Here is a 13263-nt window from a genome sequence, read left to right on the forward strand (position 1 = left end):
GCTCTCCTTATCCGTTCCTGACCCATTGCATTGTACCGTTCGTCGTGAAGCCGAGCGAAAAGCAATTCTATGCCCCACGGTTTTCAGCGGTTATTTAAGTACACACAACGCCCGAAGGTATACATCTTTGTGTGTATCTGCGGGCCCCGGCGACCGTCTAGAATTCGGTGACGAGTACTTTGGGCGGTGGCCTCTCGCCGGGAGGGCCAAGCCGGCGTACGGAAGCGGGAGCGTGGTTTGCCGAACGGGCACGACATCATCGTAGTCGGGGCCTCCTCCGGGGGATAGAGGCGCTGCGGCAGATTCTCGGCGAGCTGCCCGGGGATCTCCCCGCCGCGCTCTTCGTGGTCGTCCACCTCCCCGAGGACTCGCCGAGCGCCCTGGCCCGCATCCTGGACCGCGCCGGGCCCCTGACGGCGAAGAACCCCGAGGACGGCGAGACCATCCGCGAGGGCCACGTCTACGTGGCCCGGCCGAACCTGCACATGCTCCTGGAGGACGGGAAGGTGCGCCTCACGCACGGGCCGAAGGAGAACCGTCACCGGCCGGCGGTAGACGCCCTGTTCCGGACGGCGGCCGTGGCGCACGGCCCGCGGGTCGTGGGCGTGGTCCTCTCCGGGGCCCGCGACGACGGCACGGCGGGGCTTCTCGCCGTGAAGCGCCGCGGCGGGCTCGCGGTCGTGCAGGACCCGGACGACGCGCTCTTCGACGGCATGCCCGAGAGCGCGCTCCGCTTCGTCGACGTAGACCACTGCCTTCCGCTCGGCGGGGTGGCGCCCCTGCTCTCGCGCCTCACCCGCGAGCCCGTCCCCGAGGAAGGAGAGCCCCCGTGCCCGACGACATGAACCTGGAGGCCAGGGTGGCGGGGCTCGACCCCTCCGCCGTGAACAGCGACGAGCGGCCGGGGGAGCTCTCCCGCTTCACCTGCCCGGACTGCACCGGTCCGCTCTACGAGATCCGGGACGGCGAGCTCGTCCGCTACCGCTGCAGGGTGGGCCACGCCTTCACCGCCGGCGGCGTGCTAGAAGAGAAGACCGACGCGGTCGAGGACGCCCTGTACGTCGCCCTGAACACCCTGGAAGAGAGCGCGATGATGGCCGACGGGCTCGCCAACCGCGCGCGGGAGGGACAGTACGGGCACGCGGTGAAGCGCTTCGAGGCTCGAGCGCACCAGGCCCGCGAGCAGGCCGAGACCATACGCCGCGTGCTGATGAGCGACCGCTCCGAAGGCGAGCAAGCGATCTCCTAGCGCCACGCTCCCGCGAACCACTCCTCAAGCGGCGCGGATCGACGGCGGGGGAACGAGAAGCCTCGAGGCCCAACCGACCATCGTCAGCGAGACGAGGGCGGCGGGGACCACGTCCAGCGGCAGCACGAAGTCCGTGCAGCCGGTCGAGATCGCGGCCCCAGGCATCCCGAAGGCCTCCGAGGTCGCCCGATCTTGAGCGATCACGGTCCCGCCCGCTTCCTTGATCTCCCGTGCCCCCTCGGCGCCGTCCGCGCCCGAGCCCGTGAGCACGGCGGCGAGCGCCCGGGACCCGTAAGTCCTCGCCACGGACCGGAACAGGACGTCCGCCGAGGGGCGCGCGTAGTTCACGCTGGGCGCCGTGGAGAGGGAGAGAGCGCCGCCGGGTGCGACGATCAGGTGCCCGTTCGGCGGCGCGAGGTGGACGGCGCCCGGTCGCAAGACGTCGCCCTGCTCCGCCGTCCGGACCTCGAGCGGCGTGCGGCGCCCGAGCAACTCCGCCGACATGCCGGGGGACTTCGGGCTCAGGTGGCGCACCACGACCACGGGCACGGGAAAATCTGCCGGCAGCGCCGAGAGCACCCGGGTAAGGGCGGCGAGGCCCCCCAGCGAGGCCGTCAGCGCCACCACCCCAAAGCGCGCGTCCACGGACCGGACACCTACCCCACGCTCCGGCGGGATCACGCCCCGCGCGGCCAGACGAAAGGATTGCGTACGATGCCGTCCATAGGGTCTCCATTGTACCCCTTCCGTACGGTGACGTACATAGAAATGTGCAGAGGGATTGCACCGAAAGATGCTCCATGCCGGAGGGGAGCGGGGCGAAGATTGGGGGGCGAGCGGGACCGGGACGGCGTCGGAGTTCCGGGGCCCCGTTCCTCGTTTTCGTCGTCCGTCCGGGCGGCGGGTTTCGAGGCCTCCCGCGGCACACGGGGGACGGCTGGATGCAGAAAGGCGGATCCAGGTAAAAGAAGGGAGGTCGAGGGGTGTCGGAGACAGAGAACGGTAACTCCACTCTACGGGGCAACAAGCTGTTCGGCGCCTTGGATGAGGGTGAGTTGGAGCGTCTGCGGCCTCATCTGGAGGTCGTCGCGCTCGAGTTGAAGCAGGTGCTGTACGAGGCCGATAAGCCCATCGAGTACGTCTACTTCCCCATCGACTCCGTCAGCTCCGTGATCGCCACGATGGAGGACGGCCAGGCGGTCGAGGTAGGCACCATCGGCAACGAGGGCATGACGGGCCTGCCGGTGTTCCTGGGGGCGAAGACGGCCCCCCTGACCTCCTTCTGCCAGATACCCGGTAAGGCCATCAGGATGGCGTCCGAGTCGTTGAGGGCCGAGGTCGTCCCCGGGAGCCGGCTGCACGAGCTTCTGCAGCGCCACACGGAGGCGACGTTCGTCTTTGCGGCCCAGTCGAGCGCGTGCAATCGGCTGCACTCCGTCGAGCAGCGCGCCGCCCGGTGGCTCCTGCACACCCACGACCGGGTCGATGGCGGGGAGTTCGCCCTGACCCAGGAGTTCCTCTCCCAGATGCTGGGCGTCAGAAGGGCTAGCGTGAGCGCGGCGGCGGGCGCCCTGCAGGGGGAGGGCCTCATCGCCTACAGCCGGGGCAACGTTCGGGTGCTCGACCGGGCCGGCCTGGAGGCCAGAACCTGCGAGTGCTACCGGGTGATCCGCAGAGAGTTCGACCGTATGATCGGCGATTGAGCCAGGGAAACCGTTCTCGTCCGCGCTCCGTTCCTCGAACCGATCCCGCCCGAGCTGTAGGGAGGAAGCTCCGCATCTCGGCTGGCCGTGCGAAAGGCCGTGGGAGATCCCCGCGCCATCAATGCCCGGGGGGACGGGCTCCGAGCTCAGGACGCCGCCTACCCGCTCCTCCGATCGCCAGGCGCGCGCTCCCCTCGGCCAGGCCCCGAGCGTCGAGGTTAGGTCCGTGCTCGCCGCGAAACCTCCGGCGTCGGTGAAGCTCTCGGAGCGTGCGACCCGGTCCGGGCCGAGGGCGGTCTTTCGAGCGACGCTACCGTATCGAGTGCGGCGCTGGCACCGGGAGTACGTGCGACGGGGATGCTAGAAGTAAAAGTAGGTCGGCGTTCGGGGTGGTAGGTGGGAAAGGAGAACGCCGACCTGGAAACCGTGGCAGGGAGTATTCTGCCCCACGGCTCCGGCCTCCGAAAGCTTCTTTGTGTGCATTAGTCGTGCATCCTTCGGGCCATGCTCGGGGATCGGGCACGAAGATCAGCGGGCGGCACCCTCCCACGCGGGTTCGCGCCGTTCCGCTACGGCGCCACCGTGCGGGCACACCCTTCACCTGCCGAAGAAGGTCACGCCTGGGGCGACTAGAGAGAGGAAGCAAGAGGCCGGCGTCTGGTAATAGGTGGGAAAGGAGGACGCCGGCCTGGAAACCGTGGCAAGGAGTATTCTGCACCGAGCGGGAACGGTTTACATGAGCATTCGGGTGCATCTTCTCTGCACAACTCGGGCCACGAGAGCCGGTGGGCCGGGGGCTCGTGCGTGGCGGGGCCGGGGCGTGGGTAGGTCTCGTTGCGGCGTGGGGGCTGCCGTGGCTCCCCCGGCGAGGTTCGAGGAGGGCCGATGGCTGAGAGGTACGAGGCGGGACGGGGCGACTACCACTACGGGTCCTCCGGCAGGCGTAGCACGAGCTGGGTCAGCGTCCTCATCGGTTGGCTCTCCGCGCTCGGCGCGAGCCTGATCTTGAGCGGGATCGTCGGCGGCATCATCGGGGCTTTCGTGGCGGCCGGGGCCCAGAACGGCCAGGGCGGGAACGCGACCCTGGTGGGGTTGCTGATCACGCTCTTCGTCGCCTTCCTGATCGGGGGCTACACCGCCGGCCGCCTCGCGGGCCGCGACGGGACGAAACACGGCCTCCTGGTGGCGCTTGTCGCCCTCGTCGTGACCATCGTCCTCGCCCTCCTCGGCGGGCTCCTCGGGGTGAGCTTTATCGGCAGCCTGCGCGGCGTCACCCTCCCCGGCATCCCCGAGAACATCGCCCAGCAGGGCCTGAACACCTCCCTCACGCTCTCCAGCGTCCTCGCCCTCCTGCTGCCGTTCGTCGCGGGCGCCCTGGGGGGTTCCAGAGGGGCTGCGACCGGCGCCCGCCGTCCTTGATAACTTCTCCGGCCCGGCCGACAGCTACACCCTTCGGGCCATTTAGCGTCCGCACCGCCCACCGCCATCCTACCCGGGCACCCCTCGCGGGTAGGATGAGCGGCGTGGAAGAGTGGAGATCAAAGCCGGCGGCACGGGCCGCGCCCACGCCTGTGGCGATGGTTGCGTGACTTCCGTGAACGCATGCGCGACCCGGGTATGGAGCGGGGCACGGCGGTGACGCGCGAGGGGCACGAGACGTCGACGGGCCAGGCCCTGTCGGGGGCGGAATGGCTGGACGTCCACTTCGAGGCCGCCCGCCCCGAGTACGAGGAGATGCTGCGTTTCGTCGGGGTGGCGCGGGGCACCCGGGCGCTCGACGCGGGGTGCGGCAGCGGGGGTTATCTGCCCCTCCTCTCCGAGCTCGTCGGGCCCGGTGGCAGCGTGCATGCCCTCGACCTCGCGCCGGAGAACGTCCGGCTCGTGGAGGAGCGCCGTGTTTCGGGGGAGCTGCCCCGTCTCGTGGAGGCCCGGGTCGGGGCCCTGACCGAGCTGCCGTACGCGGACGGATCTTTCGACGCTCTCTGGTGCGCCAACACGGTCCAGTTTCTCGGGGACGCGGAGCTTGGGAGCGCCCTGGCCGAGTTCCGGCGGGTGACACGTCCGGGCGGCATCGTCGCCGTCAAGGACGTGGACGTGACGCTCGCGCGGCTCTACCCTGCCAGCCCCTTCCTGTTTCCGCACCTCTCCGAGGCCATCCTCCGGGCGGACCCGGACGATTCCCAGTCCAGGGGGTCGGTGCGCGGTCGGGAGTTGAGGCGCTGGCTCGAGCGTTCGGGGCTCCGGGAGGTGCGCCAGAAGACCTTCATGATCGAGCGCTGGGCGCCGTTTCGCCCGGCGGAGCGACGGTTCTTCGGCGACTGGCTCTCCTACCTCGCGCGTCTAGCGGAGGAGAGGGGGGTGCCGGGAGAGGACCTCGAAACCTGGCGCGCCCTCGGCGACGCCGACGCGCCCGACCACCCCCTCGACCGCCCCGACGCCTACGCCTGCGAGGGGCAGGTGGTCGCGGTGGGGCGCGTGCCGGAGGCGGGGGGCCGGCCGTCGTGATCCAGGCGACCTACGTCGTCCCGATCCGGCGCGCTGCCCCCGAGGGGGCCGGGGAGTTCTCGGACTACCTGCGCCGCCTCCCGGAGATCGTGGACGAGGTGATCGTGGCGGACGGCTCGCCGCCCGGGGTCTTCGAGGCGCACGCCGCCCTCTGGGGTGACGCCGTCCGCCACGTCCCCGTGGACCCCGGCTCCGTCACCCCGATGGGCAAGGTCGGGGGGGTCCTCACCGGGGTGAGGCTCGCGCGCAACGAGCGCGTCGTGATCGGGGACGACGACGTCTTCTACGACCCCGAAGGCCTCGCCCGCGTGGTCGAGCTTCTGGGGAGGGCTCACGTCGTCCGGCCGCAGAACTACTTCGAGCCCCTGCCGTGGCACGCGCTCTGGGATTCGGGGCGCACGCTCCTCAACCGCCTCTGGGGGGCGACTGGCCGGGCACCCTCGGGGTGCGCCGCTCGGCGCTCCTCGCCACCGGCGGCTACGACGGGGGCGCCATGTTCGAGAACCTCGAGCTCGTGCGCACGGTGCGCGCGGCGGGGGCGTGGAGGAGGCCCCGCTCGACCTCTTCGTCCCGCGCCGCCCGCCGGACGGCCGCCACTTCCTCTCCCAGCGCGTGCGCCAGGCCTACGACGAGCTCGCCCGGCCCGCGCGCATGGCGCTTTTCCTCGCGGTGCTGCCCCTGGCCCTCGCCCTCGCCGCGCGCGGCAGGTGGAGGACCCTCGCCGCGGGCGCGGGGGCCGTCCCGGTGCTCGCGGAGTGGGGGAGGAGGCGGGCCGGCGGCCGCGAGGTCTTCCCGGCGGCGGCCTCGCTCCTCGCCCCGGCCTGGGTGGCCGAGCGGGCGGCCTGCGCGTGGCTCGCGCTCGGCTCGCGGGTCCTCCGGGGGGGCATCCCCTACGGCGGGTCGGTGCTGAGGCTCGCGGCCAACAGCGAGCGCGAGCTTCGGAGGCGGCACGCCGGGGAGATCTCGGGCCCCGTGGCGGACGAGGCAAGACCGGGGGGAGGGTAGATGGCGACGGCGTCCGAGCGGAACGGGATCAGGGAGGGGGACGCCAGGCGCCCCAACCCCTTCGACGGCGCGCCGGCGAGGGCGAACAGCTCCTACGCGGCCTTCGCGGACGGCAGGCTGGTGCGGGTGCCGTCCAGGGCGCGTGCGGCGCCCCTGGAGGAGTTCGTCCACGACTCGCTGCGCGCCCTCGTCCTGAACCCGAAGTTCTCGTGCGTGGGGGCGAAGTCCGCGATCCGGCGCGGCGGCTACCGCTTCGGGCTCTACGGCTCCCTGGGCTCTCCGGGGACCACCGCCGGCCTCGCCCGGGACCTCTTCGAGTTCGTGGAGGACCAGCCCTCCCTGGAGGGCGAGTTCACGACGTTCGTGGCGAGCTTCGCGGGCCCGATCACGGCGGACGAGGGGCAGTTCGAGAGGCTCCTGTGGGCGCAGTTGCAGAGGCTGCACGAGGGGGACCGGGCGCACCACCCCTGGGACCCCGCCGTCAGCCCGGACCCCGAGAACTCGAACTTCGCGTTCAGCTTCGCGGGGAGGGCGTTCTTCGTCGTCGGGCTGCACCCGGGGGCGTCGCGCTTCGCGCGCCGCTTCGCCTGGCCCACGCTGGTCTTCAACGCGCACGAGCAGTTCGAGAAGCTGCGCGAGGAGGGGCGCTTCGGGCGCATAAGGGAGGTTATCCGGGCGCGGGAGATCACGCTGCAAGGCGACCTCAACCCCAACCTCGGCGACTTCGGGGAGTTCCCCGAGGCGCGCCAGTACTCCGGGCGCCCCGCGGAGGAGGACTGGCGCTGCCCCTTCCATCCCGAAGCCCCCGCGGACGGGGAGGAGGCTTGATGCAGCGCGTGCGCATAGCGCCGCAGACGGGCTACGGCCTGAAGCTGAAGCGCGGGCAGGTCCTACGCATCATCGACCCCGAGGGCGAGCAGGTCTCGGACGTGATGGCCTTCGCCGCGGGCGACAAGGCCGAGAAGCTCTCCAGCGGGCGGAGCATCGACTACAACAACACGATCTACCTGACAGCGGGCCACGTCCTCTACTCCAGCCGGAGCCGCCCAATGTTCACGATCCTCGAGGACACCGTCGGCCGACACGACTTCCTCCTCACCCCGTGCAGCCCCGAGACCTTCGAGATCCTCTACGAGGGCCACGAGGGCTACCACCCGAGCTGCCTGGAGAACCTCGCCAAAAACCTCGGGCCCTTCGGCATCGACGAGGACGACATCCCCACCACCTTCAACGTCTTCATGAACGTCGCGGTCTCGCCCGGGGGGGAGCTGAACATAGGGCCGCCGCTCTCGAAGGCCGGGGACCACGTCGACCTGCGCGCGGAGATGGACCTCGTCGTCGGCGTCACCGCCTGCTCCGCCGAGAAGTCCAACAACGGCAGCTTCAAGCCCATAGAGATCGAGGTCCGCGAGCGGTAGGGTTTCGCCGAGGGCGGACGAGCCCCGGAGGGCGGGAGAGAACCGCCCTCCCTCCTTCTACCGGCCGTTGCCCAGAGCGTTCCCGACGGCGCGCGCGGTGAGCGTGGCGGCTCCGAGGACCGTCCCGGCGAAGACGCCCTTGCGCAGGGTCGGGTGCGACTGGAGCCAGTTGTAGGAGCTCCGTTTAAAGGCCCTGAAGCCGTTCCTCGCCGTGTCGTGGCCTCCGATGGGACCGTAGAGGTTGTCCGGGTCGCTCTCCGACATCGGCTCTCGCGTCATCTGGGGGCTGAAGCCCGCGCGCGTCGAGAAGATGGCGTCGAGGAGGCGCGGGGAGAGGCGCTGGTTCAGGATCAGGGCCGCCGCAGCGCCCCCGGCGACGAGGTCCCGCTCCGGGTGTTCGGCGGCGTAGAGGATCACGTCCGCCACCGTCTCGGGCTCGTAGATGGGGGGCATCCCCACCGCCTTGACCCCGAGCTTGGAGCGCCCCTTGTCGAAGAACGGCGTGTTGATGGTGCTGGGCATGATCTGGGTGACGGAGATGGTCAACCCCTCGTGCTTGAGCTCGATGCGCACCGCCTCCAGAAAGCCGTCGATGCCGTGCTTGGCGGCGCCGTAGGCGCTGTGGAACGGGAAGGAGCGCTTGGCCTCGACGGAGGAGATGTGGATGAGCGCCCCGCGCCCCTCGCGCTTTATGTGCGGGAGCGCGGCCTTCGCCCCGTAGACCTGGCCCATGAGGGTGACGTCGACGACCCGCCGGAACTCCTCGGGCGTGGTCTCCTCGAAGGTCGCGAAGACGGCGGTGCCGGCGAGGTGGACCCAGGTGTCGAGCCTCCCGTACTCCTCGACCGCCCGGGCCGCGACGGCCTCGACCTGCTCGAAGTCCGTGGTGTCCGCGACGACGTAGACCGCCTCGCCGCCTCCCGCCCGGATCTCCTCGACGAGCGACCTCAGGCCCTCCTCGCCCCTCGCCGAGACCACGACCTTCGCCCCTCTTTCGGCGAACCGCAGGGCGGTGATCCGCCCGATCCCGCTGGAGGCGCCCATGAGCGCTACGACCTGCTCGTTTACGGGCTTTAGTTCGATCATCTCTTCGTATCCCTTCTCTGGCGTCGCCTGCGCGGCGCTCCGGTTGCGGGCATCAGCCCTTCGTGCTCCTCAGGGAGAGAAGGCCGAGGCTGAGGGCTACCGCGTCCTCCACGACCCCGCCGGCCGGGTTCGGCAGCCCGAACCTCTCCTGCGCCCCGTTTCTGAGGTAGAAGGAGAGGTAGGACGCGGCGAGGGACGAAAGCGCGCCTAGAGCGCCGCCCGCGGCCCCCCTGCGCCCGTCCGCCGCGTACAGGGCGGCCCCGACGAGGGCGCCGGTGGCGAGGCGTCCGGCGAGGCCGGGGAGGGAGATCCTGTCCGGGGAGAACGGGAGCTTGTCCGCCGAGATCTCCCCGACGGCCAGCACCGTCAGCCAGGTCGCCGCCCTCGGGGAGGCCAGAAAGCCGAACGGGGTCTTCCGGATGTTCCGGATCTCGCCGCGCGAGGCGGCCCGGCTCAGGAGGGCGGGCGGCGTCATCGAGCGGATGCCCGCGACCGCGCCGAGCCCCAGGGCGCCTAGCGGGGTGTTCGGGTTTCTGCCTGGCTTTCTCCCCAACACGCGTCTCACCTCGACTTCGTCAAGGCGGCGGCCAGGATCTCGGTGGTCCCGACGAGGACGTGCGGCAGCCAGTACCGCCTCCCGTTGCCCGCGAACCCGAAGAGCCAGGGCGAGGCCGCGACCAGCGCCCCGCTCGCGGCGTCGAGCGTGAGGTGGGTGCGCATCGGGATCACCTTCACGAGGCCGAGCTCGTAGTCCGTCAGGAGGCTCTGGGCGGTGGCGATGCCGCCCGCGAGGTCGAGGACCTTGCCCGCGGTCGTGCCGTGCATGCCCAGGAGGCGCGGGGCCGCGACCAGGGCGCCCCCCGTCACGTAGTCGAGCACGGCGTGTACCTGCGTCGGGATCACTCGTGTAGCCATTCTCTTGCTCCTCTCGTTAGCTTTCGTGTTTTCCGAACTCGTAGTCGAAGCGGTTCGCCCAGTCGAACCTGCCGAGGGCGAAGAAGACGCCCATGAGGAGGTGCTGCGAGAACGTCCGCGCCACCCCGTACTTTTTGTAGCGCCGGTCGGAGACGTAGACCGTCTCGCCGACGATGCCGAAACGCCGTCCCCGCGAGAGCCTGCGGACGAGCTCTATGTCGTCGAACTTGAGCTCGGGGTCGAAGCCCCGGCCCTCCTCGAAGACGCTGCCCCGCACGACGATGCAGTGCCCCGCCCCCGAGGGGAGAGCGTACTGGCTCGCGAGGAACAGCGCGTTAAAGAACGCGTGCAGGGCGCGTATCGGTGGCGTGGAGCCGTCCTGGGGACGTAGCGGGGGCAGGCGACGGCCAGGCCGCGCCCCTCGAACTCCCCGACGAGGCCCTCCAGAAAGCCCTCCTTCAGCCGGACGTCGGCGTCCAGAAACACCAGAACCTCCCCCGAGGCCGAGAACCCGCCGAGGTTCCTCCCCTTGGCCACCGGCGGGCGCCCCTCCAGGAGCGTCACGAAGGGGAACCTACTCGCGATCTCGGCGGTGCCGTCCCGGGAGCCCGCGTCGACGACGAAGACCTCGTCGCCCGGGCGGGTCTGGGCCGCGAGGTCCGAGAGCAGGCCGCCGAGGTGCGCCTCCTCGTTCAGCGCGGGGACGACGACGCTCACCCTCACGCGGACGCCCCTCTCATGCCCTCGGGTTGGCGGCGCCGCGCTCCCTCTCGGGGAGGCGCGCCATGAGGTAGGTCACGAAGGCGGCGAGGGAGGTCAGGAGGTGCAGGGTATCGTCGGCCCCGTTGAGCGGCAGCAGCCCGCCGAGGGCGGCGGCGGCGCTCGTGAAGAACCCCAGGAGAAACAGCGCCATGTAGGCCACCCCGAGCGCCAGCGCGTAGGCTCGCGAGGCCGAGGGGCTCCGGTAGACGGCGAGGCCGATGGCCCCGATCGCCGCGTGCGTGAGGCTGTGGAACCAGTTGACGGCGAAGACGCCGAACTGCAACCCGTCCAGAGGGCCCAGCACCCCGGGCGGGAGGCCCCCGAGGAGGAGCGGCGGGACGAACCCCGTCAACCCCACCAGGAGGTAGACCGCGCCGAAGATCTGCGCGAAGCGTTGCACCAGGCCCAAAAATACTCCTCTCGTAACGTGCGCCTCCGCCGCAATCTCCCCACGTTCGTCCGGACCGGGGTTCCCTGCGAGAGCCGTAACACCCCTGAATCCCCCTCAGGTGCGCCCCCGAAACTTCTCCCCCGCCATCGCGCCACGCGCCCCCGTGCGGGAGCGCGGGTGAGGAGCGGTAAGCGGACGTCTCGCTCCGACGCCACGTCGCGGCAGGGCGGGGATGGGGGCGACCGTGTAGCTCGAGAGATTCGAGGCTTCGAACTGTGAAAAAAGCCGGGGTTGATGCTGCTGCGGGCCCCTCGCGCGGGGCGATGGACGGGCTGCTCGCGGAGAACCCCGGCTGGTAAGGGGCGGACGAGAAGAGGGGGCGGACCGTATGGCCCGCCCCCTCTTCTCGTCCGTCGCCGTGCCTGGGGCTAGCGGTGCTCAGCCGCCTCCCAGGGACGGGATGATGAACGGGACGACGTAGGCCTGGAACATGGCGAGGATGCCCATGGCGGCGACGAGGATTATCGACCACTTGAAGGTCATGCGGAAGATGTCCGGCTCGCGGCCCTCCTGGCCGATGGCCGAGGCCCCGACCGAGAGGTTCTGCGGGGAGATCATCTTCCCCATCACGCCGCCGGAGGAGTTCGTCGCGCCGGCGAGCGCCGGCTCGACGCCGACCTGCTGGGCCGTGATCGTCTGCATCGGCCCGAAGAGGGCGTTGGAGGACGTGTCCGAGCCCGAGAGCACCACGCCGAGCCACCCGATAAGCGCCGAGAAGAACGGGAAGAGGAAGCCCGTCGCCGCGAACGCGAGGCCGAGGGTGGAGGTCATCCCCGAGTAGTTCATGATGTAGGCGAGCGCCAGGATCATCATGATCGTGACGATGGCGAACTTGAGCTGGTTGAGGGTGCGCCCGTAGACCCGCAGTTGCGTGCCGAGCCCCGCCCCCATCACGAACCCCGCGATGATCGCCGAGAAAAGCACCACGGTGCCGGCCGCGGAGAGAATCTGCCAGCTGTAAACCGCCTCGTACGGGGAGGGCTCCGTCGTAATCGGGGGGACGCGCGTGACGAGCCCGTTCAGGCCGGGCCAGGGGATCGAGACGTCGAAGCTGGACAGGTAGCTCGTTACATCCAGGGCCGTGCCCTCGATGCTCGGTATAAGCGTCTGGATGCGCGAGAGGACGACGAAGACGACGAGGATGATGTACGGGAGGAAGCCCTGGAGGGTGCCCCCGGAGCCCCTGCCGCTCGGGTCGACGGAGGGCGCGCCGGCCGCGAACCCGCTCGTCGGACCGGCGGCGGGGCGTCCGCCCGGGGCGGACGGGGCCGCCTGGATCGGCTCCGCGTCGGGCTCGTCCTCGAAGCGCCACGCCGTCTGCGGCTGCCAGATCTTCAAGAGAATGTACAGGGCGGCCAGGGAGACCAGCGCCGCGAGCACGTCCACGAGGACCGGGCCGAGGTAGTTGGCGGTGATGAACTGCGTTACGGCGAAGGTGACGCCCGCGGTAAGGACCGCGGGGAGGACCTGCATCATCCCGCGCCAGCCGGCCATCACGTAGACCATGAAGCCGGGGATGATGATCGAGAAGATGGGGAGCTGGCGACCGATCATGGCCGAGAGCGCGTTCGTCGCCGACCCCTCGTCGCTGCCGACGATGGGGGCGACGAGGCCGCCGAGCGTGGTGACCGGCACCCCGAGGCTGCCGAACGCCACCGGGGCGGTGTTCGCGAGCAGGGCGATGGAGGCGGCGTAGAGCGGGTTGAACCCGAGCGACGCCATGATCGCCGCCGTGATCGCCACGGGCGCGCCGAAGCCCGCGATCCCCTCCAGCAGCGCGCCGAAGGAGAAGGCGATGATGAGCGCCTGTATGCGGCGGTCGGTGGTGAGCGACGCCAGCGAGTTGCGGACGATGTCGAACTTGCCGGTCTCCACGGTCAGGTTGTGGAGGAAGAGCGCGTTTATGACGATCCAGACGATGGGCCAGAACCCGAACACCGCGCCCAGAGCCGCCGCCGAGAGCGCGATGCCCAGCGGCATCCCGTAGACGAGCAGGGCAACCAGAAAGGCCGAGACGAGGCCGCCGAGCGCCGCCCAGTGAGCCTTGGTGCGCAGCACCCCGAGCATCACCAGTATGACGGCGATCGGGATCGCCGCGAGAAGCGCCGAGACGAGCACGTTCCCTATGGGTGTGTAGTCATGCGTGAACTGTTGAAACATGTGCTTCTT

At 70.3% G+C, this 13263-nt stretch carries 17 protein-coding genes; 8 read left to right on the forward strand and 9 right to left on the reverse strand.

The genetic code is table 11. The annotated features are described in order from the left end of the window. The first annotated feature begins 167 nt into the window (after positions 1-167). Together GBA65_RS22770 and GBA65_RS22775 are read left to right on the forward strand one after the other, a co-directional pair. Entirely contained in the window at positions 168-845 is a 678-nt protein-coding gene (locus tag GBA65_RS22770) for a chemotaxis protein CheB (protein ID WP_207956144.1), read from the forward strand. Beyond that, positions 830-1249 carry a hypothetical protein gene (locus GBA65_RS22775; protein ID WP_207956145.1) on the forward strand — a complete coding sequence of 140 codons (420 nt, stop codon included), beginning with the start codon at positions 830-832 and terminating at the stop codon, positions 1247-1249. Before GBA65_RS22770 ends, GBA65_RS22775 begins: the two co-directional genes overlap by 16 nt. 24 nt (positions 1250-1273) lie before the next feature. On the opposite strand, the gene GBA65_RS04660 is transcribed toward GBA65_RS22775, so the two are convergent. Next, positions 1274-1894 (reverse strand): chemotaxis protein CheB, encoded by a 621-nt coding sequence (locus GBA65_RS04660; protein ID WP_207956146.1) that lies wholly within the window; start codon positions 1892-1894, stop codon positions 1274-1276. Positions 1895-2232: 338 nt separating this feature from the next. On the opposite strand from GBA65_RS04660, the gene GBA65_RS04665 reads away from it, so the two are divergent. The 3 genes from GBA65_RS04665 (at position 2233) to GBA65_RS04675 (ending at position 5457) form a co-directional block, all read left to right on the forward strand. Then, positions 2233-2952 carry a Crp/Fnr family transcriptional regulator gene (locus GBA65_RS04665; protein WP_166395591.1) on the forward strand — a complete coding sequence of 240 codons (720 nt, stop codon included), beginning with the start codon at positions 2233-2235 and terminating at the stop codon, positions 2950-2952. A gap of 885 nt (positions 2953-3837) precedes the next feature. After that, complete coding sequence (locus GBA65_RS04670; RefSeq protein WP_166395592.1) at positions 3838-4371, forward strand: hypothetical protein; 534 nt, start codon at positions 3838-3840, stop codon at positions 4369-4371. A 198-nt stretch (positions 4372-4569) separates the two neighbouring features. Beyond that, positions 4570-5457 carry a class I SAM-dependent methyltransferase gene (locus tag GBA65_RS04675; RefSeq protein ID WP_166395593.1) on the forward strand — a complete coding sequence of 296 codons (888 nt, stop codon included), beginning with the start codon at positions 4570-4572 and terminating at the stop codon, positions 5455-5457. Here the strand turns inward: GBA65_RS04675 and GBA65_RS22780 are convergent. Next, positions 5391-5834 carry a hypothetical protein gene (locus GBA65_RS22780; protein ID WP_207956147.1) on the reverse strand — a complete coding sequence of 148 codons (444 nt, stop codon included), beginning with the start codon at positions 5832-5834 and terminating at the stop codon, positions 5391-5393. The two genes, GBA65_RS04675 and GBA65_RS22780, sit on opposite strands and share 67 nt — an antisense overlap. A gap of 163 nt (positions 5835-5997) precedes the next feature. On the opposite strand from GBA65_RS22780, the gene GBA65_RS22785 reads away from it, so the two are divergent. The 3 genes from GBA65_RS22785 to GBA65_RS04690 are packed head-to-tail and all read left to right on the forward strand — an operon-like array spanning position 5998 to position 7880. Next, complete coding sequence (locus GBA65_RS22785; protein ID WP_207956148.1) at positions 5998-6462, forward strand: hypothetical protein; 465 nt, start codon at positions 5998-6000, stop codon at positions 6460-6462. Continuing rightward, positions 6463-7290, forward strand: coding sequence for a guanitoxin biosynthesis heme-dependent pre-guanitoxin N-hydroxylase GntA (gntA, locus tag GBA65_RS04685; protein ID WP_166395594.1), 828 nt, complete (start codon positions 6463-6465; stop codon positions 7288-7290). Beyond that, on the forward strand, positions 7290-7880 hold the full coding sequence (locus GBA65_RS04690; RefSeq protein ID WP_166398339.1) for a DUF1989 domain-containing protein: 591 nt from the start codon (positions 7290-7292) through the stop codon (positions 7878-7880). The genes gntA and GBA65_RS04690 overlap by 1 nt, the downstream gene beginning before the upstream one ends. Before the next feature lie 57 nt (positions 7881-7937). Here GBA65_RS04690 and GBA65_RS04695 read toward each other — a convergent pair whose 3' ends face one another. From GBA65_RS04695 to GBA65_RS04725, 7 genes are all read right to left on the reverse strand, one after another. Next, positions 7938-8963, reverse strand: coding sequence for an SDR family oxidoreductase (locus GBA65_RS04695; protein WP_407691064.1), 1026 nt, complete (start codon positions 8961-8963; stop codon positions 7938-7940). 55 nt (positions 8964-9018) lie between these two features. Then, on the reverse strand, positions 9019-9531 hold the full coding sequence (locus tag GBA65_RS04700) for a DUF4126 family protein (protein WP_166395596.1): 513 nt from the start codon (positions 9529-9531) through the stop codon (positions 9019-9021). After that, on the reverse strand, positions 9528-9881 hold the full coding sequence (locus GBA65_RS04705) for an SPW repeat domain-containing protein (protein WP_166395597.1): 354 nt from the start codon (positions 9879-9881) through the stop codon (positions 9528-9530). The genes GBA65_RS04700 and GBA65_RS04705 overlap by 4 nt, the downstream gene beginning before the upstream one ends. 16 nt (positions 9882-9897) lie before the next feature. Next, on the reverse strand, positions 9898-10158 hold the full coding sequence (locus GBA65_RS04710; protein WP_166395598.1) for a glycosyltransferase family protein: 261 nt from the start codon (positions 10156-10158) through the stop codon (positions 9898-9900). After that, entirely contained in the window at positions 10095-10604 is a 510-nt protein-coding gene (locus tag GBA65_RS04715) for a glycosyltransferase family 2 protein (RefSeq protein ID WP_166395599.1), read from the reverse strand. Before GBA65_RS04715 ends, GBA65_RS04710 begins: the two co-directional genes overlap by 64 nt. A 13-nt stretch (positions 10605-10617) precedes the next feature. Then, a complete protein-coding gene (locus GBA65_RS04720; protein WP_228281871.1) occupies positions 10618-11043 on the reverse strand; it encodes a DUF4383 domain-containing protein in 426 nt (141 codons plus the stop codon). Positions 11044-11472: 429 nt separating this feature from the next. Next, positions 11473-13254, reverse strand: a complete 1782-nt coding sequence (locus tag GBA65_RS04725) for an L-lactate permease (protein ID WP_166395601.1) — start codon at positions 13252-13254, stop codon at positions 11473-11475. Between the last annotated feature and the right edge of the window lie 9 nt (positions 13255-13263).

The sequence above is a fragment of the Rubrobacter marinus genome (assembly GCF_011492965.1).
In the GTDB taxonomy this organism is placed as follows: domain Bacteria; phylum Actinomycetota; class Rubrobacteria; order Rubrobacterales; family Rubrobacteraceae; genus Rubrobacter_F; species Rubrobacter_F marinus.

Bases quoted from the DNA above. Each gene is read 5' to 3' on its own strand.
- GBA65_RS04670 (WP_166395592.1), top strand. From the start codon at position 3,838: ATGGCTGAGAGGTACGAGGCGGGACGGGGCGACTACCACTACGGGTCC.
- GBA65_RS04675 (WP_166395593.1), top strand. From the start codon at position 4,570: ATGGAGCGGGGCACGGCGGTGACGCGCGAGGGGCACGAGACGTCGACG.
- gntA (WP_166395594.1), top strand. From the start codon at position 6,463: ATGGCGACGGCGTCCGAGCGGAACGGGATCAGGGAGGGGGACGCCAGG.
- GBA65_RS04690 (WP_166398339.1), top strand. From the start codon at position 7,290: ATGCAGCGCGTGCGCATAGCGCCGCAGACGGGCTACGGCCTGAAGCTG.
- GBA65_RS04705 (WP_166395597.1), bottom strand. From the start codon at position 9,881: ATGGCTACACGAGTGATCCCGACGCAGGTACACGCCGTGCTCGACTAC.
- GBA65_RS04725 (WP_166395601.1), bottom strand. From the start codon at position 13,254: ATGTTTCAACAGTTCACGCATGACTACACACCCATAGGGAACGTGCTC.